Source organism: Mesorhizobium sp. M1403 (assembly GCF_040317695.1).
In the GTDB taxonomy this organism is placed as follows: Bacteria; Pseudomonadota; Alphaproteobacteria; order Rhizobiales; family Rhizobiaceae; genus Mesorhizobium.
In genome coordinates this window covers 64,297-86,733 of record NZ_JAMYKY010000022.1, presented here as the reverse complement: position 1 = coordinate 86,733, position 22,437 = coordinate 64,297, and the positions used below count along the sequence as shown (strand labels likewise).

Here is a 22,437-nt window from a genome sequence, read left to right as displayed (position 1 = left end):
TGAGGGGCGATGATGCCGGGTTGGCTGCGCCGAGCCGTTCTCGATGCGCAAAGCCTTACAGGGAAAGAGGTTGAGGACATTGCCATCACTGCCGGCGCAGCCATCGGCGCCTTGGATGCGGTGGTCCGTCGGCAGGAGCGATGGGCCGGCGCCTTGCGGCAGCGTCTGGCGCTTTCGGCGGCGGCGGTAACGGCAAGGCAGGCTGGCCGCGTCGAGGATGAAGGCGCGCTGCGCGACGCCATGCTGCTCGCGCGACCGGGCGATTTTTTGTCCGTCGGCCCGGCCGGTCTTTTGCTGCTCGCCTGGCGCCGGCTGGCGGCCCGGTCCGGGGACGAATTGCTGACGGAGAAAAACCTCGCCGCGGTGTTGGAAGAGTTCGGCTACGCCCCGGATGATGAGGTGGTCAGCGATCTGGCGGCTGATCTTCGGCAACTCGCGGCCGGCGCTGGCATGATCGCAACGCTGGCCGGCACATTCATGGCCGCCGAGCGACACGGCTTTGCTCGCGCCGTCGGGGCCTGGCTCGCCGACGCCCTGCTGGCTCAACGGATGGGTTGGACACACGCGGTGCCGCTGCTGGGTGCCGAAGCGGCCTTGGGCACGGGCGCTCGCCCGCTTCGATCGGCAGCCAGCGCTGTGGCGACAAGCATTGAGACAGATCCTGAGCGTGCGAAAGGTCTGCTTGCCGCGCAGGCGCGGGCCGCGTTGCGCGCCATCGATCTGTCCGCGGAACTCGGGCGCCGTGCGGACCGGCTGCTTGCGGTCGCTCCAAAACTCCGGGCCAAGGCGGCGGACATGGTCGTCAAAAGACTCCTGTCCGACGACGCGATCGTCGCATCCGAAAAGATCGCCGGCATGAGCGATCGGGGGCTGCGCCGCCTGTTCGACCGCCTGCTCGAACTCGGCGCCGTGCGCGAGCTGTCCGGCCGCCCAACCTTTCGCATTTACGGGCTCTGACGATAATGGCCGAGGCGGCGCGCGCGAGAAGGGGGAAAGGTCGATCAGAGGACGATTTGTTCGACCGTGAGCTCGGTCATTTGCCGCCGGAAGCGCGCTGGCGCGAATGGATGAACCGGGTCGAGGCAACGATCTTCGCTTCAAGCGAGCCGGTTGGTCGCGAGACGTTGGCGCGGATCGTTGGCAAGAACTGCAGCATTGACCTGTTGATTGACGATGTTCGCGAGGAGCTGCGCGGGCGCCCCTACGACCTCGTCTCCGTCGCCGGCGGGTGGAAGCATCTGACACGTCCCGCCTATGCCGACGCTATTCACGCCGCGGTCGGCGGCAACGAGCGCGCGGCAGACCTCACGCAGTCAGAGGTGCTCGTGCTGATGTGCATCGCCTACTTCCAGCCGATCACCCGCGCCGAACTGTCGGCGATCTTTGGCAAGGAGATCAGCCGCGACCTGATCGGCCACTTGCGCGGCGAGAAGCTGATCGCCTCCGGCCCACGCAGTCCGACGCCGGGCGCTCCCTACACCTACGTTACGACCAAAGAATTCCTGTTGGAGTTCGGGCTCGACACGCTGCGCGAGCTGCCGGACTTTGAAGCGCTCGAGGACGCCGGATTGCTGTCGAAGGATAAGCTGCTGGCGGGGGATATTCCGGTCGGGTTTGCCAGCGGAGAGGTTGACGGCGAAGAGGAAGATGCAAGCGCTAGTAGCGAGGGTATCGAGTTTGGTACCTGAGAGAAGGGTATGCTTGATGGAATCTGGGCGGTTCTGTTGCAAACGGTCGGCTCCGTCCCAATGAAGAAGGCATTGCCATGGCTAACTCTGGCTGCGGTGAATCCTTACGTTGCAAAACAGGCAGGGAGGGACCGGCTTGTGGCGCCCCACATGACTGTGAAGCCACGGCTTTATTGGGAGCGCAGATCCGGGCGATGGCCCTGCCGAGGCGATGCTTGACTAGTCGCCCTGTTCATGACGGACCTGGGATCCCGGCGTTGTGCCAATGCCTCGGTTTTGCTACCATTAGTGGTGGTAGCCGATTCCTTCGGGACAAGATGGAGCTTTACAGTGCGTGAACCTGGATTGGACGGTCGCCATCGTGACCAGGACGGACGGATTAGCGAGAAGCACGGGAATACCAAGGTCGAAACCCTTCGCAAGACCTACGGCGAGGACTTCGCCCCCGGCATCCGTGGTGACGCCAAGCTTTCGACCCTGCTGAAGCGCAAAAACGTCAGCTCACTGAGCCAGCTGCTCAAGAAGTGATGATAAGGCTGTCGATGCCTCTGAGCCCAGATGGGTCGAGGCCGGGCTCGGTTAGCCTCGAGCTGACTTCATCTGCATGATGAGCGTCTCGCAGCTGAATGTGAGTTGGCACGATGGCCATAGGTTACCGTAGTCCTTGACGACTGCTGGCAACGGCTAGCCGAGGCCAATCCATCCGAGAACCTTCTTCCACACCCGAATCCACCACCTCGGCCTGCGATAGTGAGCTTCGCGCCGACGGTGGTCGTGTTGCAAGGCGGTCACGGCCTGGGCAGCGCTCATGGAAGGCGCCCAATGGATCTTTCCGTCGGTGATGATGTAGTGAGACCGGCAGGGCAGCTGTCCGTTGCCGATTGACGGCCAGACGGTAGGCGTTCCATTGCGCTCCCTGACACTCCACCCGGCTGGCCCGAGGGAAATCGGGACCTTGCTGCCGCAACCGCAGGCGCACAGGTGCACGGCGATCTTGTACTCGTCAGAGACGTACAAAACACCTGCCTCCGGCTCAGCGGGAACGTACCGGACCTTCTCGAGGCGGAGTTCCGTCACTCGACGGGCTCCGCAAACAACTGTGGCACGACGGTGTTCATCAGCAAATGATAGGCCGGCACCCCGTGCGCGTAAAACCCGCAGTGCTGCTTGTAGCGCAACATGGCGATGCTGGCGTTGAGCGCGTTGAGTTCGGCGATCTGGATGTTGAGCCGATACTCGTCGCCCGGCGGGTCGGTGAGGGGCACCAGCCCCTTGCCGCGGACTTCGGCGGCGTTTTCAGGCAGGAACGTGGTCGTGCGGACCATGCCGGCGAGTGCACCGTTTTGGCGGACCAGTCCCATTCCGACATCGATGAAGGGAATGCCCAGACGCATGAGGAGGTCGAAGATCTCCGCCCGTGCGGTGCCCTTGTCGACGCAGACGAACGCGAAGGTTACGCCTGCGAAGTCCGCCTCGCAGTCGTTGTCGATGGCTTTGGCCTCGAAATGCAGCCCCTTGCGGAAGTTCTCGTAGCGCTGCCGGTAGACTTCGGCCTTCGGCTTGTCGAGTTCGTCCTGCAACAGCCGCCCGGGCGAGCGGAACGCATTGTGAACGTGGAAGGGCTTTGGATCGAAGCCCCTGATTTCAAGCACATTGGTCTTCACGAGGAAGTCCAGCACATAAGCGCCGGTGCCGCCCAGTCCGATAACAGCGACCACTTCACGGGCAAACTTCGCGGCAAGGTCGCCGATCAACGCACGGCTGGTGAGGGTATCGCGGAAAAGGAAAACACTTTCGGGGCCGGCATCCTCGTCGACGTTGAACGTGAAGGGGTTGGCGTCAGGGTATTTGTGAATGGCGGGCCCCGAGAGGATCGACAGGTAGTGCTCGATCTTGACGAAGAAGTCAGGCAGGCCGCCGGGCGGCTTGTTGGAGAACGACCGCTCCACCACAACGTCCTTCTTGGCCAGCGACACGGTGGCCGCACCGCCGCCGAGCATAGGTATCGGCTTGCCGTCCAGGCCATACGGCACGCCGCCGGCAAAGAAGACCTGATGGTCCTCAGGCCGAACCCGCGTGCCGTCAATGTCTTTGATGACGCTGACAATCGCGCCCCAGCATAGATTTCCCTCGGCGTCGAGGTACGGGATGTCCCTGACGACAAGGTAATCGCTGTCGAGCCGGAGCGCGTAGCCCCGGTCGATCAGCTTTTGGATGTCGGCATTATGACTCGCTAGTTGGAATAACATGGAACTCCATCTCGTCCTTCGCCTTGACCGAGCCGCCTGGCGCCAAAGTGCCTACCTTGGGCTTTTCGCCGCGGGTGTAGGTCACAGAGTAGACCGTCTGCGGATGCTGCGGGTAGGTCGGGTCGAAATACGTCACTACCTCCGCGTAGGTAAGGTCGTGGTTCTTCGGCACCTGGTGCGCGGTGCCGTTCACCACGACGGCGATGGTCTTGTCGTGATCGTCCTTCTTGGCGGCGGTGTCAGTCATTGCGTGCTTCCTTTTGTTAGCCCTTGGGAGGGTAGGGGTCGTTGCCGTACGAGTTGGAGTCGCGGATCTGGCCATTGGGGCGGTGGATCACGACTTCGCTGTGTTGATTGATCGCGATGTCCCGGGCCGAAGAGATGGCGTCGGCCTGAGAGGGGTGAAGGGAGGTTGCACGGCTGTTGCCGGCGCCGAGCACCGCCCATTGTCCGTCACGAGGTACCACATGCTGATTCTTGCCCATGAAAGTTCCGTTAAAGCCTGTTTGCTACAATATCGTACAACTATATCTTACGGCAAGGCTTGCGTCAATGCCCACGGTATGATGTTGTAATGCCTTATCAGACGGCGTGCCGCGCAAGCGTGCGCGCCGCTACGACTCGTGGAGAAGGACTGATGGTAGAATTGGCCGTCAAACTGAAGCAGCTGCGCGTGAGGAACGCGAAATCCTTGCAGGAGGTCGCTGATGCGGTGGGGGCTTCCAAGGCGCATATCTGGGACCTCGAGCGCGGCGCGAGCAAGAACCCGTCGCTGGTCCTGCTGAAAGGTCTTGCCGACTACTACAAGATTGGCGTGGCTGAGTTGGTGGGTGAAGATCCGTCGGCTCCAGAGGAAGAGCCTGACCTGATTGCCCTTTATCGCAACCTCAGCGAACTGAAGCCTGAGGACCGCGAGACCATAGCGCTCATTGCCGAGCGGCTGAAAGCGAGCCGAAAATCATGAACATAACGCGGATGGATCTTGCCGACGCAGGTAGCCCCGAGCGCCTCGTTCTCGAGATCCTGAAGCTCGAGCCGCAGCTGCCGATTCCGGTGCCGATCGAGGAATTGTGCCTGAGACTGGACATCCACGAAATCGTGCCGCTTACGACGCAAGGCTATGAAGGCGGGCTCATCACCACGCCCGACAAGTTCAACGGATCGATTCTTTTCAACGAGGCAAGCCCACCGGAGCGGCGGCGCTTCACCATCGCGCACGAGCTTGGGCATTTTCTCATCCCGTCGCACGTACCCTCGGCGGAAGGCCGCTTCTTGTGTAAGTTGCAGGACATGCGCGAGCTGAAGGGCGGGGAGTCGGACCGGCGCCTGAAAATGGAGGTCGAGGCCAATCGCTTTGCCTCGCAGCTCCTGATGCCGCCCCCGAAGTTCCGGGTGGATGTCGCGGTCGGCAAAGACCCTGACATCCGCCAACTGTCGTCAATCGCCAAGAAGTACGACGTTAGCAAGGAGGCGGCCGGCCGCGCTTACGTCAGATTTCGCGAGGAACCTGTCGCCATCGTGGTGACACAGAACGGCAAGGTGCTGCGCGACTATCGCGATACGCTCAAGTTTCCCCGACTTGCAATCCCGACCGGAGCCATGGTTCCCGCACACTCGCTGCTGCATCGCCGGAAGCATGAGACGGGCGTGCCCAGTGAAATCGACGAGACTGACGCCGGCGTGTGGCTCCCTGTCGAAAGAGGTCGCCAACCCGCGCCGCTCTATGAGCAGGTCCTTCTGCAACGGCAAGGTTACGCGCTCATCATGTTGTCGCGGGACGCAGTCGCCGCCGATGAGGAAGATGTTGACGAGGAAGCTGAAATGACGTCGGCAGAACGGCTCAAACGCCGGCTGTTTTCCGACCGGTGAGGACGGGGCAGGAGGCTGGTTTGAGCGCAGAGCATTCGGTCGTTTCCTTCTTTGAGGGCAAGGCGCATGGCTCCATTGAGCTCGCCGACACGGTTGTTGCTATCCATATTGAAGGCAAGCCTTGTGAGTTCAGGGATGTTTCGCTGCGGCTGGATGACCACCTTGACCTCCAGCTGAGATGGACAGGACCTCTCAGGCCGGGGGTTGTTAAGATTGATCAGGATCTCAAGGTCACCTTCGAAGGTGGGACGACGGCCGAGTTCCTGATGCTTTCCCATAAATATCACTTTGTCGGGCACGAAGAATTCTCGGCGACGTCGCGATTCTCGCCTTTGGATAGGCCGGGAAATCCAAGGGATTGGCGGAAGCCGTCATTTTGTGCGGTCCGGCAATCCATTCAAAGAAGGTCGGGATCGCACTGGAGTTTGGCAATCTGGCGGTAACCCCATTCGATCACTTCCTGGCCTTGGGCGGCGGGGGTGTCCGGCTTCCGCTGGTACCTACGATTTCACATCGGGCGCTGGTTCGATCCTTGGATGGCAAACCCCTGAAGGCCGCCAAACTGTATGAATTCCTCGACCAAATTTGCTCCTTCCTTGGCTTCATAAAAGGGACGAGGGTTGGATACGGTGAGGTCCGCAATGCTGCTCACAACGGGTTCCGATCTCTGGGATTCACCCGGGCCGACAGGCTGGAGGCGCCGCGAAACTGGTTTCATTGGGCGGCTCTCCCGCTACGATTCGGTGGAGACGGCGGTCATCATGTCGGCAGCCGGCCTGGAAACCCTCGCAGCCTATGTTCTGGGGACACGGGGCGGGTGGAGCGTCTCGATGTTGCGCAATGTCAGTCTTGCGGAACAAATCAGAGCCTGTACCCGCCTGCTCAAAACCGAAGGGGATCCGGCCGATAAATCCGATCTGCTTCGCAAACGTTTGAAAGCTAAGAAGGGGCAGCCGGCTCGCGACGGATTCTCGTTGCTGACCGAATTCCGCAACGGCGTCACGCATTCGTCGCCCTTCAATTACGACATGGACATTTTCCACGCTTGGGACGCCTCACAATGGCTTCTTGAAATGCAGCTTCTGGCGCTGTTCAATTACCGCGGAAAATACCAGGATCGGCGTTTGGAGATGCGATCTCACGCTGGCAATCTCGCGACCTTTCCAGTCGCATAGGCAAGGGGCCAGGTGCTGGGTGAACAAGGATGGGCGTGACGGCAGGACTTGAACCTGCGACCTCCTCGCCCCTAGATAGCGGTGTCACGCACCACCCAGGTCGAAAGCGAGGCGCTCTATCCTCTGAGCTACGCCACGATCTGCCTATGCATCGTTGTCGACGACTAGTTGCGGCTTCTTGCGCTTCAACCGGTCTGACCTTTCCTCGGCCGCCTTCTTGATCTCGGCGGCCTTTTCCAACGCAAACGGCCTGGCGGCCTCGATCAGGCCATCGAAATGATAGCGGTTCGTCATGCTGCCATTGGGCGTGTTGCGCCGTTCTTCCCGGCCAAGAAGTTTAAGGGCCTCGAGGGCGGCAATGCGTTTCTGAATGGTGCGGGGTGTCACCCCGATCGCCTTGGCGATCGTCTCCACCGAGGGGTGGGGCAGGTTGTCGGGCAGCCACCAGTACTGGACCAGGTGGATGATGATGTTCATATCGAGCGCATCGAGGCCGAGAGCCTGCTGCTTTTCGATGATGATGTTGGGGAAAGCGCTCCAGCCAGTGGCCATGAGCGCCTTGGTCCATTTCTTCTCGTTGGTGCGAAGCTTGTCGACGTCTGCCTTGGCGGTCTCTGGCTGGGCCATCTGGGCTCTCCGGTGATCAACTGAGCCTTAGATATCGGTGGTCGTTGCCGAAGCGCAAGGGGTTCTGGGGTGAATCTTGAGTCGGGGGGAGGGTGTTTCAGGGTTCGCCCGGCCTGTGTCCCTGGATTCAGAGGCCGGTGAACCGCGCTGCACCCAAAGAAGAGGACTTGATAATATGAAGTGTCGATCAGACGAACCGTGCTATATGCAAGCGATAAGATAGGGACCCCCTGACCAGAGGTTCACCCGGGGTGTTGACAAAGAGAGCGTCAATACCCATACTCTGCGTGTGAGCATCGCTCCGGGGTTGGCGCCAGGCGCCAGCCGAACTTTTCAAAACGAAGGCCCGGCTAGTCCGGGTCTTTGTTTTTTATCCTGTCAAAACAGCTGTATTTGATGCCGCAGGATGCCAGGTCCTCCGGCGGCAGGTGCGCGTCGATCAGACGCTTGTTGTCCATCAGGGCCTTGTAGGGACGGTAGGACGGGTCATAGCCGCCCTTGGCCATCGGATAGAGGTAGAGATCAGCGATCTGCAACATCGGCGTGGCTTTGGTTCTGCCACGCGGCTCACCGCGCACGATGTCCCTGAACTCCTCGGCGGTTAACGACCCGTAGCTGGCGGAGTTGGCACCGTCGAACGGCATTCCCTGCGTTTTCAGGATCCGTGTGTAGGCCACCAGGTCGCGGTCCTCAGCTTTGCCGGCGCGCTCGAAGAACACGCGCAGCTTGCGGTCCTGGCTGCGCGCGTATTTGGCGGCGCGCTCGATCAGGATGCAGTAGGTGGTCTTGCACATGATCCACAACTGGTCCTGATACCGGTCCAGGTAGCGGGCAACATAGCCCGGCCGATCAATCACCGCGGCGATGCCGATCACGGGCAGTGCAAGCAGCAGCCCCTGCAAATCTCCCAGGAACTCAAAAGCAGCCTCGGGCTTCTTCAGCCAGCCGAAGTCGCCACGGCCGCCCCGGATCGCCCAGGAGTGCAGCGGGTAGGTGATGCCGTGCTTCTGGCAGAAGGCCTTGTGGCGCGCGCAGAGCTCGTCGACGTCTTCCTCGTTGATGAGGATGCCGCCGAGGGCGAAATAATCCATCTCGTCCCGCCGCTTCTCCTTTGGTTGTCGGTCTGGCTCGCGGCTGCCGCTATCATCGAGGTAAAGGTGGATTTCGTGGTCTGTCACAGCCAGGCTTTCATTGTCCGCACAGCTTGGCGCAAAAACCGAAATCTGCATAGCAATCTGGTTGCCAGCTGGGCCGGCAATTCAGTGCGTCGGTGCGGTGCGGCCTCACCGCTACTCGTACCGTCCGCCGAATAGGTCGCCTACGGGGAGGACGGCAGCCGCCAAAGTCGCCGCGACGGATTATATGAACTGCGCTGCAGCATTACATCGCTGGCATCGGCGCGCGCTTTGGCGAGCATCGGAAGTGGATTGCCGGCAACAGGCGGTTCCTGGAGGTGAAGGCCGAATGGGACGCCTAAGGATAAAGGCCCGGCCAAAGTGAAGGCCGTTGCGACGAAGCCCGGCAAGGGCACGAACGGAACTTTCAATTCGATAGACTATTTGGCCTCCAGTTCTATGAAACGGACGTTGCTTCGCAAGTGCCCCAACGCTAATGTTCGCTTCAAAGTACGCGCGGGGGCGCAGTGGGGCTTAGATACAGAAAGTCATTGAGGCTTATTCCCGGCGTTCGCCTGAACGTCACCGGGAAAGGACTCAGCAGTGCCTCCTTTGGCAAGCCCGGCTCCACATTGAACATGGGGCGTGGCGGTGTTCAGAGCACCGTGGGTCTTCCCGGTTCGGGCATATCGTATTCTTCGAAGCGTAGCGGCAAATATCTTTTTCTGGGCTTACTTATCGCAACTCTTGTCGCCCTATTCTACCACGCAGCGCGGGGGAGCCGTGCGGCTCAAGTCTGCTTGCTCATCATCGGCATCGTCGGCGTGGCGGCGGTCTTAGTTGTCCAGACTTCCGACACAAAACCTGGCGATGCGCCAAACTCGACATTGGCACCCCGAACCGACCGCCAGGAACCAGGGCAGACCAAACCGCTGCCGCCGGCAAACCGCGACATCAGCCCTTCGAATCCCCCGCCATATGTGGAAGCAGCCAAAGGGCCGGTTAAGCAGGACGCTCCGGTTGGCGATAGCTGGCCCACCTCCGCTGGTGATCAGCACACGCCAAGCGCGTCATCGGGGAACGATCTGGGCTCCTCGGTATCTGTCGAGCCGCAGCTAGGCGAGCAATTCCCAACGGCAGTCGTGACCAGGACCGCGAATATCCGTTCGGATCCTTCCATGGCCGGCGCCGTGACGAGCCAGGTGCCGGCGGGCACTGCTCTGACCGTGGTCGATATCAACGGTCGCTGGGCACGGGTCCGCAAGGACGAGATCACATTGGGGTGGATCAACCGGTCGCTGCTGGCGGCGCAGCCTTCCTACCAGTAGCACACCGGGCTCCTGCCGCCAGGCCTGCTGTAGGCGCTCCGGCCCCCGCACAAATGCCCATTGCGCATCAGGTCGTATGGGCAGTCGCATCTGCCGACCACTGGGTCTCTGACAGGATCGCCCGAAGCATGCTCCGAAACGGTGCCGTCATCTGGTGCAGCCGCTGGCGCGACCGGTGTGGTCGAAGTCAGTTCGACCGGCTTCGCCTCGCTGAGGTAGTCGCCATGGATCCATCCGATCCGTGCGGAGACCGTTACATTGTACCAGTCTCCCTGTTGACCGTTGGTCTGGACAAGGTCGCCTAGCGGAAGCGTGGTGATGATACGCGACCCGGTCTCCGGCGCGACCCTGACCCGGACTTTTTTGGTGGTGTATAGCCAGCGAACCAACGTGGCGGGGTTGGGCTTCTGGGCAGCCACCGCGTCGGGTTTTGCATAGGCAATCGAGCTGTTGCTCGGCTGTGCCGGAGGCGCCGCGGTGGTGGTTGCCGCAGGGACCGCGGGCGGGGCGGGGGGTGGCGATCGGGCGTCGATGCTCGACATGGCCCACCCGATAGCGCAGAAAACCGCTATGCCCCAACCGATCCGTTGTTGGCTGACCATTTCACCCTCCCTGCACAATACAAAACAGAGCAGTCCGCGAAAGTCGAATCGACTTTTGGGTGGCTAAATCTCAAGTCAATTGACAGCAGAAACCGAGCATCTGTAGATAGGTAAGGGGATTGAAAATTGGGGCGGGCAAGCGCATCGACGCGCTTTGCAATTCCGGTTTCAATAATCTTTGGACGCTACCTGCCGAATGCCGGGAGACCCGGGCTTGCGGGAAGCGATATTTCGGCGAAAAGGCGAGTAAAATGTCCAACCAGTTTGATCAGATACCGTTTGGGGCTGCAGAGTTCGCGGATAACCCCGAACCTCGCTGTCCATGCCTCCTTCTGCTCGACACGTCCTATTCGATGAACGGAGCGCCGATCGACGCGCTGAACCAGGGCCTTGGCGCCTTTAAGGACGAGCTCGCGGCCGACAGCCTGGCGATGAAACGCGTCGAGGTCGCGATCGTCACCTTCGGACCGGTCAACATCGCCGCGCCTTTCCAGACCGCTGACCTGTTTACGCCCAGCACGCTGGTGACCAGCGGCGACACCCCAATGGGTGCGGCGATCGAGCAAGGCCTAGAGATGTTGCGACGTCGCAAAGATGAGTACCGCGCGAACGGCATCTCCTATTATCGCCCCTGGGTCTTTCTGATGACGGACGGCGCACCCACGGACAGCATCGTTGCTGCCGAACACGCGGTCAAATCCGGCGAGGCGGCAAAGGCGTTTTCGTTCTTCGCCGTTGGCGTCGAGGGTGCCAACATGGACATCCTTGCCAAGCTCTCCACACGCCAGCCGCTGAAGCTAAGTGGCCTCAAATTCCGCGAGCTGTTCTCATGGCTCTCAGCATCGCTGTCAGGCGTTTCGCAGTCGCAGGTCGGACAGACCGTCGCGCTCCAATCTCCCGCAGGTTGGGCTGAGGTGTGATGTCTTGGCGCATAGCGTCGGCTAGCGCCATCGGCACTTCGCATGTCACGGCCGGCAAGCCCTGTCAGGATAATTCGGTCTATGCGCTGATCGAGGGCAGGGAAGGTCCAATCCTCGCGGCCGCTGTCTGCGACGGCGCTGGCAGTGCGGCGCACTCGGAGGTTGGGTCTTGGCTGGCCGGGCAGAACCTGCTGGAGCTCATTTTCGTGCACTTCGCAGAGAACGGTGCGCTCGATCAGATCGATCGGCCAAAAGCGTTGAGCTGGGTGACCGAAATTGCCGAGCGCATCGCCGCTCATGCGCGCGCACTCGGGCATGAGGTGCGTGATTATGCATGCACGCTGCTGGTTGCCGTCCTCGGTCCTACAAGCACCGTGTTCTTCCAGGTCGGCGACGGAGCAATGGTTGTTTCGCACGGCAGTGAAGACGGATGGTCCTACGTGTTCTGGCCGCAGCACGGCGAGTTTGCCAACACGACCAACTTCGTCACGTCGTCAAATGTCGCGGATGTCCTCGAATTCGAGTTCGCGCCGCGGCGCATTGACGAGGTCGCGCTGTTCTCTGACGGTATCGAGAACCTCGTCTTGCACCAGGCTTCGCGCAGCGTCCATCAGCCCTTCTTCGATACGATGTTCCCGGCCGTCAGACGATCGGCGGTGGCGGGCGAGGACTCTACGCTGTCGGATGGGCTGAAGGCTTATCTGCTTTCGCCGCAGATCTGCGAGAGGACCGATGATGACAAGTCGTTGATCCTGGCCACGAGATCGCCAGCTGAAGCGATGGTGGCCGCAAAATGAATGCCAAGGTCCGCGAGGTGTTCACCCTGCGAGGGGAAGCCCTCAAACTTGGCGAGATCGTCGGCCAGGGCGGCGAGGGCGCCGTCTACGACCTGGCTGCACACAAGAACCATGTCGCCAAAATCTACCACCGGCCGCTCGAGCAGCAGAGGATCGACAAGATCCGTGCGATGGGCAAGATCAAGACCGATTCACTCGAAAAGCTGACGGCTTGGCCGACGGGGCTGGTCTGCTCCAAGGACAGCAAGCCCATCGGGCTGATCATGCCGAAGATCAGCGGTCGCAAGAGCATCCATCAGCTCTACAGCCCCAAAAGCCGCAGAACCGACTTTCAGCGGGTTGATTGGCGATTTCTGACCCGTGTGGCGGCAAACACCGCGAGAGCATTTGCGGCCGTTCACGACAACGCCTGCGTCATCGGCGATGTGAACCACGGCGGTGTGCTGGTTGCCCAGGACGCTACCGTGCGCCTGATCGACTGCGACAGCTTCCAGGTCTCCTATCTGGGCCAGCAATATCTTTGCGAGGTGGGCATCGAGACCTTCACACCGCCGGAGCTGCAGGGCAGATCGTTTTCGGGCATCGTGAGGACGCCCAATCACGACAATTTCGGTTTGGCCGTGATGGTGTTCCTGTTGCTGTTCATGGGAAAACACCCCTTTGCCGGCCGCTACGCGGGAACCGGCGACATGCCGATTTCGAAGGCGATCGAGGAGTACCGCTTTCCGTACGGGGCGAACGCCGCCGCGGTCGGAATGGCGAGGCCTCCGAGTTCCCCCGAACTTGCCATCGTCGGCCCACGACTTACAAAAATGTTTGAGGATGCCTTCTCGCAAAGGGGAACGTCGGCTGGCAGGCCCGTGGCCCGGGACTGGGTGGCTGCCCTGGCGGAACTTGAAGCGAACCTCAAGCAGTGCTCCGCCAATTCCAGCCACTGGTCACTTGGCTCATCGCCGTGCCCTTGGTGCAAAATGGAAAGTGCCACCGGCGTCCCGCTGTTCTCAACCGTTGTTCCCGCCGGCGGGGCGACTCTTTTCGATATCGCCGGATTCCAGCGGCAGGTGGACGCCATCCCGCATCCCGGGCCGGTGCCGACCGTCCCCGAAACGAATGTGACACCAGATCCCAACGCCTTGAAGCTCAAGGGGCACGCGCGCCGCACCAACTTCCGGGCAGGAATAGCGGCCGCAGTGGTCGGCGTCGCTGGCTTGATGATGGCGCAGATCTGGGTGCTGGGCATCGCCTTGGGGGTTTTTCTAGGGTTGAGAGGTTTCTTGAACAGGGACAGTGAGGCTGCGGAATATCGGCGCATCGCCGGCGAGGCCGCCACCCAGTGGAAAAACGCGCAAACCACGTGGATGCAGAGGGCCGGGCCGGATGCCTTCGACAGGCAAAAAACGTTGCTCGCCGGGCTCAGGCGCGAATGGGACATCTTACCTTCCAAACGGGTATCCAGGATCTCGGAACTCGAGCGCAACCGCCGTCAGGCGCAACTGCACAGGTTCCTGGACAACTTTGAAATCTCATCGGCAAAGATCGAGAGCATCGGACCGGGCAAGAAACAGGTCCTGGAGTCGTATGGCGTCGAAACGGCGCTCGATGTCGAGAGGAACAAGCTCTACAGCGTGCCCGGATTCGGACCCAAAACCGCGCAGAAGTTGTTGAATTGGCGAAGGTCCGTCGAAGCCCGCTTTGTCTTCGATCCCTCACGCGCGATCGATCCACGTGATATCGCGCACATCGACCAGGATATTCTCGGCGACCGCAAGCGGCTGCAGGGCGCCTTGATTCTCGGTCTTGAGCAACTCAAGCAGACAAGAGCCCAGATTCTTGCCGCCCGTGAACACAGTCGCCCGGAAATGGAGCGATTGCGGTTGGTATTGGATCAGTCGTCGGCAAACGTTGCCGCGATTTCAGGTTGAGACGGCTAACGCTGGATCGCCAATCAGGCTCGGTGAGTTGTGGCATACCTTCATCACCCTGGTTGCGCGTCAGTGTGAAATACCGATTTCACCTTGTTGGAGGCCTCGACGATTTTTGCCGGCCGGAGCGCTGACTTGAAGAGAGGTGAACGGCGGCTTTGCGCCTAATGCACGAACCCGCTTCGCGGGAGGGGCGCCTCGTTCTGAGATGGCGCGACTGCCATTTTGACTTGAGCGGGTAGAGGGGTCGATCTGACCATGGAGTTCCCTTCAACGAGAGGAACTCGCCATGGCTACCCTGTCGACCGATGCACCAATCTCTCCGCTTCGCCAGCGCATGCAGCACGACATGCTCATGCGTGGCCTGGGCTCCCATACCCAGCAAGACTACGTTCGTCACGTCCGGCGCTTCGCTGTGTTCCTTGGCCGCTCGCCCGACACTGCGAGGGCTGAGGACATCCGTCGATTCCAGCTGCATCAGCATGAGAGCGGCGTCGGCCCTGCGACGATCAATGGCGCGGTCTCGGCACTGCGGTTCCTGTTCCTGGTGACGCTGAAGCGGCGGGATCTGGCACGTGTGCTGGTGATCATGCGCCATCCACGCAAGCTGCCGGACGTGCTGAGCGTGGAGGAAGCGGCGCGGCTGCTCGAAGCAGCACCTGGCATCAAGTACAAGGCCGCGCTCGGTGTCGCCTATGGCGCGGGTCTGCGCGTATCGGAGGTCGCGCACCTCAAGGTCGATGATATCGACAGCACACGCATGCTGATCCGCGTCGAACAGGGCAAAGGACGCAAGGTTCGCAACGCCATGCTCTCGCCGCAACTCTTGGAACTGCTGCGGGTGTGGTGGCGCGAAGGCAGGCGTCGCGGGGTGATGCTTCCGCATGGCTGGCTGTTCCCGGGGCGCAGTTGCACCGATCCGATCTCGTCGCGGCAACTCCATCGCGCGGTTCAGGAAGCCGCCGAAGTCGCCGGCATCCGCAAGCGCGTCAGCCCGCATACTCTGCGGCACAGCTTCGCCACCCACCTGCTCGAGCAGGATGTCGACATTCGCGTCATCCAGGTGCTGCTCGGGCACTGCAAGCTCGAAACGACAGCGCTCTACACCAAGGTCTCGACCCGGACGATCCACGCGGTCGCAGGGCCGCTGGACCGGCTGATGGCGCTGATGGAAGGCAAGACGCCGTCCGGCTGAACCGGTGCGAGCGGACCTGGAGGTCGCCGATATCTTCCGTGCTGCCGGCCCCGGATACCGGATCTCCCACGCCGGGCATCTGAGCCTGCAGCAGCTCAAGGTCATGTCGGCGATCGAACACTGCCGCACCGCTGCATTGGGTGGTCATGTCGAAGCCTGTGCGGACTGCGGGCAATGGCGGATCGCCTATAACAGCTGCCGCAACCGGCACTGTCCCAGGTGCCAGGGCGCGGCCGCGCGTACATGGCTCGCCGAGCGCGAAGCCGACCTGCTGCCAGTCGGCTACTTCCACGTCGTATTCACGCTGCCGGCCGAAGTCGCCGAGATCGCGTTCCACAACAAGGCGCTGGTCTATGACCTGCTGTTCAAGGCGGCATCGGAGACGATGCTGACCATCGCCGCCGATCCGAAGCACCTCGGCGCGCGCATCGGCATCACTGCCGTGCTCCACACATGGGGCTCGGCAATGACCCACCATCCGCATGTCCACATGATTGTGCCGGGCGGCGGCATCGCGCCGGACGGGAGCCGCTGGATATCGTCGCGCGCGGCCTTCCTGCTCCCGGTCAGAGTACTGGGCAAGTTGTTCCGCCGCCTGTTCCTCACCCGGCTGATCGCGCTGCACGACGCCGATCGGCTCGCCTTCTTCGGCACCCTTGCTCGTCTCATCGAGCGGCAGGCCTTCCTGCGGCACCTGTCGCCGGTCCGGAACAAGCGCTGGGTGGTCTATGCCAAGGCGCCCTTCGCCGGGCCGGAAGCGGTGCTCGCCTACCTGTCGCCGCTACACGCACCGGGTCGCGATCTCGAACCGCCGCCTGATCGCCTTCGACGAGGCTGGAGTCACCTTCCGCTACAAGGACTATCGCCGCGATGGTGTCGAGCGCCAGCGCGCCATGACGCTTGCCGCCGACGAGTTCATCCGCCGCTTCCTGCTCCATGTCCTGCCGCGTGGGTTCCACCGCATCCGTCACTATGGGCTGCTCGCCACCTCCGCCCGCAAGGCCAGCCTCGCACTCGCGCGCGAACTGCTGAACGTCGATCTGCCGCCCCAAGACGACACTTCGGAAGAACCGGCTGACGTCCGCCGGCCTTGCCCTTGCTGCGGCGGGCGCATGGTCGTCATCGAGAGGTTCGAACGGTGGTGCCAGCCTCGTGCACCGCCTGCCTCAAGGGCGCCGAACCGGGAGAACGCCCCATGAGCCGGCATGGACCGTTTGTCCATACGGCCGCGCCACGCTGGCGCCGGTCAACGGGATGTTATGTGCACGTTGCCGTGACGCCGGTCGTCACGCACACCAATCCCGTCGGAATCAACGCTACAGGCTCTGCGACCTGGCCCGGAAGCCGCTTCCACGACATGCCCACCGCGTCCTATGCGGAAGTTCGCGACAGGCGCTGGCACACCCCGAAACACAAATCCCCATAGCTCACCGCCTGCGGCCCGCGGGTTCCTGCATCAGAGACTTTCGTACGCCTGACGGCACCCGAAACCCTTATATGGGGATGGTCAACTACAAACGGGGCATCTAGGTCGACATTGTCATGTACCTCTCCGGGGCAATCCGTAGATCCATTCGATGAGTCCGTTTGCGTGACGCGGTTCGCGAACGAACCCAGTCCACCTTATATTCGGTCAGGGCGCATGCACCTGTTCCATGATCCCGCTTGCGGCGGATTCGGACCCAAGAGACGAAACCATTCTTCAGCAGCGGCTGTTTGAGGCCATGAGTTTCGTCGGTTCGTCTACCGAGGATCTGCCAGGCCTGATCGGTCCTGGAGATTGTTATGATCGATTGGCGTCTACGCTGATGGTTTCGTCAGGAGAGCTCCTTCTATAACGACTCCGGCGTTCACGTATTTCCACAGCGCAACAAACAGTTTCCGAGCGAGGGCGATGATCGCCGTCTTCTTGTACCGGCCACCATTCTGGATGACTCGCGCCCTGAACCACTGGCTGAGTGCCGAATTGGGTTGATGGCGCACCCAGAGCCACGCAACCTGGACAAGCGTCGACCGGAGCCTAGGATTGCCGGACTTCGAGACTCCCTGCTCGCAATTAATCTGCCCACTTTGCCAGGGCGTTGGCACCAAACCAGCGTAGGCGGCAACCTGTCGTCGATTGTCAAACTTGCGCGACAATCCCTCAGACCACAGGACGGCCGCGAACTCCGGACCTATTCCCTTGAGGCTGAGCAGCAAGGCCGGTGTTGGCTCATCTGCCGCGACGAGCAAGGCGTCGCGTGCCTCTTCAACATCCTTGATCTGCTGGATCAGCAACTCGATGCGATCAAGCTCGCGGCTGATCTGCGCCATGAGCGCTGGCGGCAGTGGACGCCCATCTCCGGTAATGAGCGCGTCGAGGCATTTGCGTCGATCGCCTTTCAACGGTTCGTATCCGGACACACCTTGGCTGAACAAAAGGCCCTTTATCCTGTTGACGTGCCTGATCCGTTCGTTCGTCAGCGCCTTCCGCTCCCGCACCAACCGGCGACGGTCTTCCTCCTCCGGCGTTGGCACTCGCAACATCGCGCAAACCCGAGGCTCGCCGCGGTTGTAGGCCAACAACGCTCGAACCAATGCTTCCCCGTCAATCCTGTCGGTCTTGGCCCGCCGGCGGCGACGCGATGTGGCAATGGATGCCGGGTCCACGACATAACTCTCGATGCCTTCGCGTTCGAGGACCCGATGTATCCAGAATCCATCCAGACCAGCTTCCTGGATTGATATGACCCGGAAACTCTGCCCTGTCCGCACTTCCGCCTTTCGTTGCAGCTCTGCGAAGTGATCGAGCAAACCCGGAATGTCGCCCCCCGACACGAGGTGTCTCGACATTCTCTCGCCCCCACCTGGCGAAAGCGAAGTCACGAGCCATTTTGAACGAGACAGTTCTAACGAGACAAATATTGCGGCTAGATCGACGCGGATAGCGGCCGGGGCTTTGGTGGTGTTGGCTTGCATGCTGACCTCCAGGTGATGTTTGGCGACTTCACTCTGGCAGAGCGCTGGTCGCCTTCCATCCCCATAGGATCTTCAGCAATCTCGGTCGTTGCGGCTGATACCGTGAGCGCCCGAAAGCTGCCAATCATTGAGACTATTGCCTATGGCTACTTCCCGCTATGATTGCGGGCGGCGGGACTCTACTGATCGATTCCCAAATGCGGAGTTCTTCGAGATAAAAAGTAGGTGTTTTCCGGCTCCTCAGTGATATTTGCCGCTTGGATCAGTGATATTTAGGTTACTTATGGGCGAACGAATTCCAACATTAACAAATTGGCTGGGTGGCTGGTTCACTAGTTTCGGCGCCTTCTTGGAAGGTATTGGTCGACCCGCCGTCACAAAAGCAAAATTTGTAAATCTTGCACCGACCGACCAAGCTGACAAGGCCGGTGTATATTCCGAAGCTTTGCTCTTCGCGACGACAGACCCGAGGGTGAACAATATAGCGCTGACGGGGCCTTATGGTTCAGGAAAAAGCAGCATCATCCAATCGTTCCTGAAAAGATACCGAAGACCTTCACTTCACATATCTCTCGCGGCGTTCGTGAAAGAGGCCAGCCCACCAGGCGACAAAGAAGCTAGCACCCCAAGCCTCAAAGTGAGCCGGCAGGAGATTGAAAGAAGCATACTTCAGCAAATGCTCTATGGTGCAGATGCCAACAAACTTCCACTGTCGCGCTTTAAGCGAATTCAATCCCCTGGCGTCCTGTCGATTTTCAAATCGCTGTACATCATGTTTGGCTTACTTTCGATTTGGTACGTATTCACAAAGCGGGAAGCGATAATCAGCGGCACCTTTTTCGATCCACTCGAATTCAGCAATTGGCCTAATTTTACAATATTCGGGTTTTCGTTGCTTTTTTTGTGGGTTGCGCTGCACAACTTTTATGTCGCCAGCTTTGGGCTGTCACTCAAAAGTATCTCTCTAAAAGACATAGAAATAGGGCCAGCATCAGACAATCTCGACTCAATACTTAACCGTCATTTGGACGAAATTATCTACTTCTTTCAGTCAACAGAATATGATCTCGTAATAATTGAGGATCTGGACCGATTCGAAGATGCAGAAATATTCGTGACGTTGCGTGAAATCAACGGCTTGGTGAATGCGAACGCGGGAGTCAGACGAACTATTAGATTTCTTTACGCTCTGCGCGACGACGTATTTGTTAATACAGACCGGACCAAGTTCTTCGAATTCGTCATTCCTGTTATTCCCATCATAAACGCTTCGAACTCGATTGATATGGTGCTGGAGCAGGGAAAGAGGCTTGAGCTCGACGGTCGTCTTGATCGACAGTTCCTTCGAGAGGTCTCACGGTATCTAGACGACCTGAGACTTATTCAGAATATCTTCAATGAATACGCCATCTACGTTGCCAATTTGGAGACCGACGACGAAAATACTCTCAACGCCAACAAGCTTCTTGCGGTCCTGATATATAAGAACGTCTACCCCAGGGATTTCGAACAACTGCACCGGGGCGAAGGCAATCTCGCTGACATTCTGGGCCGCCACGATGAACTCGTTGCGCACGAGGAGGTGGCCTGTAAGGCAGAGATAGCGGAAATCGAACGAAAGATTGACGTTGCCGAAAGGCAGACACCTTCTGACCTGAAAGAATTGCGCCAAATCTACGCGATGACGCTCGTTCAGATGCTTCCTGCGAACGTCAATAGCATCAGCCTTGACGGGCAATCTTGGATCGCACTTCACTCGCTGGTTGGGCACGACGCGTTTGAACAGTTAATCGCAGTTCCGCATATTACCAACCGCGATGTCTATAATAGCCGACAGCGGATCGATATCTCCGCCTTGCAGAACGAAGTGGATAGCGAGAAAACCTACTTTCAGCGCAAGGCGGAAATTGAAAGCAAATCTGAGGCCAACAAGAGCGAGAGCCTGCAACGGATTCGCGAGCTTAGAGCGAAGGTCGCGACACTTCGAACAGCCAAGTTCAATGAACTCGTGCGTTCAAGCGCCGACCGTGTGACTGATCTTTTCGACGGCTTCGGCGAGAAGGGCGAGCTGGCTCGCTTCTTGATTCTAGAAGGCCATCTCGACGATACGTATTATCAATATACGTCACTGTTCCATTCTGGTCGGCTGTCGCCTAATGACAACAAGTTTCTGATCCAGATACGGGCGTTCCTTACTCCCGACCCCGACTTTCAGATTGACAACCCGAATGAGGTCATCGCAGCGATGCGCGAAGCGGACTTCGGGCAAAGCTATGTTCTTAACGTCAAATTGGTTGACTGCCTTCTAAACGAGGCGAGCCGCTACAGCGATCAGACTCGTAAGTTTTTCGAGTTCATCGCGTCCCAGTTCGAAGGCTGCGAAGATTTCTTACAGGCCTACTACGCCACGGGACGCGCCGTCCCCAAGTTGCTTTCCCGCCTGGCTGACGAATGGAGGCAGTTCGTTCCGACGGCAATCGCCAGCAAGCGCAATCTTTCCCATATCACACAGTTGGTAACCAACCTGCCGGAAAGGGCGCTAGAAACACTAGCACGCGATGGCGACGAGTTCCCTGATTTCGTCGCGGCGAAACTCCCTGAAATTCTGGCACTTGCACCTGACTTGGCACCCGAACGCCTCGAGCGCATTGACTTCGAGGTTCGAGACCTTCCGGCAATAGGGAAGTTCACCGGCATCGTGCGCTTCATGGTAAGACGGGGCCTTTTTGAACTCTCGATTGCCAATGTGGAACACATCTATCGCGAGGTCATGGGCGAGACCAATCTCATGGCGTTTCGCGAGCGCAATTACACTACGCTGCGTTCGCTCACAGATCCTGCCTTGATCACCAGGGTCGAACGCGACCTTGATATCTATCTTAGCGACGTGCTCCTTGAGCTTCACGACAATTTTGAAGAAGATGCGGCAGCCATAACCGATCTCCTAGGTCGTGAGGGACTTGACGAAGACAATCTTCGTGAATTTCTCGGTCGACAGACGGCTCTCCTGCCAGCGCTGGAGGGTGTTCCGGAGAAATTGCACGCCACGGTATTTGAGCTGAGACGTATCGCGCCGACATGGGACAATTGTATCTCGTTCATGGGAGGCAGTGGCTTCGCGGCGGAAATCCTGGTGGCCTATCTTGATCGGAAAGATGTGCGCGCGGTAATTCTGAAGCACAGTCTGCGTAACGGTCCCGAGACACTGCCGCTACGCCAATTCCTTGTTAACGCGAATGCACTGAGCAATGACAGTTACCGGGAATATGTCCGAGCGTTGCCCAATACGTTCAAGAATTTTCCCAAAAGCCTCGATTCTTCGAAGAATACTATTCTCATAGAGGAGCGCAAGATCACCTTTTCAAAGGAGACCCTTGAAAGCCTAGACGTCAATACAGACTTGCCGGTCCTTTTCATGGCAGAAAACATCGAAGCTTATCTCACCGATCCCGGAATGTTCGGTCTCGACGACGTCTTCCGAGAAGAGCTCCTTCAAGCCGACATAACAGATGACGATAAGCGCGCGATAATCGACCTGATCGATTTGAATACGCTAACGGAACTGCCCGAACGAGCGGCACTCATAGGCCCGATTCTTGACCGCACCAACGTTCGTATATCCGGCATTGATGCGGCTAAAGCGCGGTCACTGATCCTGAATTCAAGGCCCGTTGAGACGCAGATTTCCCTGTTCAACAAGTTTCACTCGACTATGGCGGTCGACGAAGCGCGCGAAGTGCTTGCGGCGCTTCCATATCCGTTCTCTGAGATCACGACAGGATATCACACTCCAAGATTGCCAAGATCAGATGAAAATCGTGCATTGGTCCAATGGCTTGAGACTCGCGGAATCATCTCTTCGTGGAGCGAGGGAGGTGGTTGGTTCCTGGGTGATGAGATACGCGTAAATCTCAAGAGGCGATGAAAAACTGGTAGTTACAATGAGATGCCATTAGATTGGTGGTTTTGGAATTCTTACCGGCGGCTAACCA

The 22,437-nt window shown here is 59.4% G+C and carries 21 protein-coding genes, 1 tRNA gene and 2 pseudogenes; 15 read left to right on the top strand and 9 right to left on the bottom strand.

The annotated features are described in order from the left end of the window. Positions 1 to 9: 9 nt before the first annotated feature. The 3 genes from NKH01_RS27095 to NKH01_RS27085 all read left to right on the top strand — a co-directional run bounded on the left by NKH01_RS27095 (position 10) and on the right by NKH01_RS27085 (position 2,216). Positions 10 to 957: a DUF1403 family protein gene (locus NKH01_RS27095; protein WP_353023267.1), complete on the top strand. Its 948-nt coding sequence runs from the start codon at positions 10 to 12 to the stop codon at positions 955 to 957. Between the two features lie 5 nt (positions 958 to 962). Next, the gene (gene scpB, locus NKH01_RS27090; protein WP_353016725.1) at positions 963 to 1,688 is read left to right on the top strand and encodes an SMC-Scp complex subunit ScpB; all 726 of its coding nucleotides are present in this window, start codon (positions 963 to 965) and stop codon (positions 1,686 to 1,688) included. Positions 1,689 to 2,018: 330 nt separating this feature from the next. Continuing rightward, positions 2,019 to 2,216, top strand: a complete 198-nt coding sequence (locus NKH01_RS27085) for a hypothetical protein (protein ID WP_353016722.1) — start codon at positions 2,019 to 2,021, stop codon at positions 2,214 to 2,216. Positions 2,217 to 2,372: 156 nt separating this feature from the next. Here NKH01_RS27085 and NKH01_RS27080 read toward each other — a convergent pair whose 3' ends face one another. Genes NKH01_RS27080 through NKH01_RS27065 form a run of 4 tightly spaced genes read right to left on the bottom strand, consistent with a single transcriptional unit; the run spans position 2,373 to position 4,422 of the window. Continuing rightward, the gene (locus NKH01_RS27080; RefSeq protein ID WP_502912680.1) at positions 2,373 to 2,765 is read right to left on the bottom strand and encodes a ubiquitination-like system serine protease family protein; all 393 of its coding nucleotides are present in this window, start codon (positions 2,763 to 2,765) and stop codon (positions 2,373 to 2,375) included. Continuing rightward, the gene (locus NKH01_RS27075) at positions 2,762 to 3,937 is read right to left on the bottom strand and encodes a ThiF family adenylyltransferase (protein WP_353016719.1); all 1,176 of its coding nucleotides are present in this window, start codon (positions 3,935 to 3,937) and stop codon (positions 2,762 to 2,764) included. Before NKH01_RS27075 ends, NKH01_RS27080 begins: the two co-directional genes overlap by 4 nt. Next, the gene (locus NKH01_RS27070) at positions 3,912 to 4,184 is read right to left on the bottom strand and encodes a multiubiquitin domain-containing protein (protein ID WP_353016716.1); all 273 of its coding nucleotides are present in this window, start codon (positions 4,182 to 4,184) and stop codon (positions 3,912 to 3,914) included. Before NKH01_RS27070 ends, NKH01_RS27075 begins: the two co-directional genes overlap by 26 nt. A 16-nt stretch (positions 4,185 to 4,200) precedes the next feature. After that, entirely contained in the window at positions 4,201 to 4,422 is a 222-nt protein-coding gene (locus NKH01_RS27065) for a DUF2188 domain-containing protein (RefSeq protein WP_027170549.1), read from the bottom strand. 152 nt (positions 4,423 to 4,574) lie between these two features. On the opposite strand from NKH01_RS27065, the gene NKH01_RS27060 reads away from it, so the two are divergent. The 4 genes from NKH01_RS27060 to NKH01_RS27045 all read left to right on the top strand — a co-directional run bounded on the left by NKH01_RS27060 (position 4,575) and on the right by NKH01_RS27045 (position 6,981). After that, the gene (locus NKH01_RS27060; RefSeq protein ID WP_353016750.1) at positions 4,575 to 4,901 is read left to right on the top strand and encodes a helix-turn-helix domain-containing protein; all 327 of its coding nucleotides are present in this window, start codon (positions 4,575 to 4,577) and stop codon (positions 4,899 to 4,901) included. Between the two features lie 11 nt (positions 4,902 to 4,912). Then, on the top strand, positions 4,913 to 5,806 hold the full coding sequence (locus NKH01_RS27055; protein ID WP_353016712.1) for an ImmA/IrrE family metallo-endopeptidase: 894 nt from the start codon (positions 4,913 to 4,915) through the stop codon (positions 5,804 to 5,806). A 20-nt stretch (positions 5,807 to 5,826) separates the two neighbouring features. Next, positions 5,827 to 6,249: a hypothetical protein gene (locus tag NKH01_RS27050; RefSeq protein WP_353016709.1), complete on the top strand. Its 423-nt coding sequence runs from the start codon at positions 5,827 to 5,829 to the stop codon at positions 6,247 to 6,249. A gap of 198 nt (positions 6,250 to 6,447) precedes the next feature. Further along, positions 6,448 to 6,981: a hypothetical protein gene (locus tag NKH01_RS27045; RefSeq protein WP_353016707.1), complete on the top strand. Its 534-nt coding sequence runs from the start codon at positions 6,448 to 6,450 to the stop codon at positions 6,979 to 6,981. 30 nt (positions 6,982 to 7,011) lie between these two features. On the opposite strand, the gene NKH01_RS27040 is transcribed toward NKH01_RS27045, so the two are convergent. From NKH01_RS27040 to NKH01_RS27030, 3 genes are all read right to left on the bottom strand, one after another. After that, a tRNA-OTHER gene (locus tag NKH01_RS27040) sits at positions 7,012 to 7,119 on the bottom strand. Positions 7,120 to 7,125: 6 nt separating this feature from the next. Further along, positions 7,126 to 7,608 (bottom strand): helix-turn-helix domain-containing protein, encoded by a 483-nt coding sequence (locus NKH01_RS27035; RefSeq protein ID WP_353016704.1) that lies wholly within the window; start codon positions 7,606 to 7,608, stop codon positions 7,126 to 7,128. A gap of 350 nt (positions 7,609 to 7,958) precedes the next feature. Further along, positions 7,959 to 8,837, bottom strand: a complete 879-nt coding sequence (locus NKH01_RS27030) for a DUF3800 domain-containing protein (protein WP_353016701.1) — start codon at positions 8,835 to 8,837, stop codon at positions 7,959 to 7,961. A 413-nt stretch (positions 8,838 to 9,250) separates the two neighbouring features. On the opposite strand from NKH01_RS27030, the pseudogene NKH01_RS27025 reads away from it, so the two are divergent. Next, positions 9,251 to 9,409: pseudogene (locus NKH01_RS27025) on the top strand (DUF4236 domain-containing protein); the annotation flags it as partial. Positions 9,410 to 9,523: 114 nt separating this feature from the next. Next, the gene (locus NKH01_RS27020) at positions 9,524 to 10,051 is read left to right on the top strand and encodes an SH3 domain-containing protein (RefSeq protein ID WP_353016747.1); all 528 of its coding nucleotides are present in this window, start codon (positions 9,524 to 9,526) and stop codon (positions 10,049 to 10,051) included. Here the strand turns inward: NKH01_RS27020 and NKH01_RS27015 are convergent. After that, the gene (locus tag NKH01_RS27015; RefSeq protein WP_353016699.1) at positions 10,042 to 10,653 is read right to left on the bottom strand and encodes an SH3 domain-containing protein; all 612 of its coding nucleotides are present in this window, start codon (positions 10,651 to 10,653) and stop codon (positions 10,042 to 10,044) included. The genes NKH01_RS27020 and NKH01_RS27015 overlap by 10 nt on opposite strands. Before the next feature lie 251 nt (positions 10,654 to 10,904). On the opposite strand from NKH01_RS27015, the gene NKH01_RS27010 reads away from it, so the two are divergent. The 5 genes and pseudogenes from NKH01_RS27010 to NKH01_RS26990 all read left to right on the top strand — a co-directional run bounded on the left by NKH01_RS27010 (position 10,905) and on the right by NKH01_RS26990 (position 16,686). Then, the gene (locus NKH01_RS27010) at positions 10,905 to 11,573 is read left to right on the top strand and encodes a vWA domain-containing protein (RefSeq protein WP_353023265.1); all 669 of its coding nucleotides are present in this window, start codon (positions 10,905 to 10,907) and stop codon (positions 11,571 to 11,573) included. Next, positions 11,573 to 12,370, top strand: a complete 798-nt coding sequence (locus tag NKH01_RS27005; RefSeq protein ID WP_353016693.1) for a PP2C family serine/threonine-protein phosphatase — start codon at positions 11,573 to 11,575, stop codon at positions 12,368 to 12,370. Before NKH01_RS27010 ends, NKH01_RS27005 begins: the two co-directional genes overlap by 1 nt. Next, a complete protein-coding gene (locus NKH01_RS27000) occupies positions 12,367 to 14,292 on the top strand; it encodes a helix-hairpin-helix domain-containing protein (RefSeq protein ID WP_353016690.1) in 1,926 nt (641 codons plus the stop codon). Before NKH01_RS27005 ends, NKH01_RS27000 begins: the two co-directional genes overlap by 4 nt. 289 nt (positions 14,293 to 14,581) lie before the next feature. Further along, a complete protein-coding gene (locus NKH01_RS26995; RefSeq protein ID WP_352775898.1) occupies positions 14,582 to 15,487 on the top strand; it encodes a tyrosine-type recombinase/integrase in 906 nt (301 codons plus the stop codon). Positions 15,488 to 15,491: 4 nt separating this feature from the next. Further along, positions 15,492 to 16,686 (top strand): annotated as a pseudogene (locus tag NKH01_RS26990) (IS91 family transposase). 601 nt (positions 16,687 to 17,287) lie between these two features. On the opposite strand, the gene NKH01_RS26985 reads toward NKH01_RS26990, so the two are convergent. Then, complete coding sequence (locus tag NKH01_RS26985) at positions 17,288 to 18,445, bottom strand: IS110 family RNA-guided transposase (RefSeq protein WP_353016687.1); 1,158 nt, start codon at positions 18,443 to 18,445, stop codon at positions 17,288 to 17,290. 283 nt (positions 18,446 to 18,728) lie between these two features. Here NKH01_RS26985 and NKH01_RS26980 point away from each other — a divergent pair, with 283 nt between their 5' ends. After that, on the top strand, positions 18,729 to 22,370 hold the full coding sequence (locus NKH01_RS26980; RefSeq protein ID WP_353016684.1) for a YobI family P-loop NTPase: 3,642 nt from the start codon (positions 18,729 to 18,731) through the stop codon (positions 22,368 to 22,370). The last annotated feature ends 67 nt before the right edge of the window (positions 22,371 to 22,437 follow it).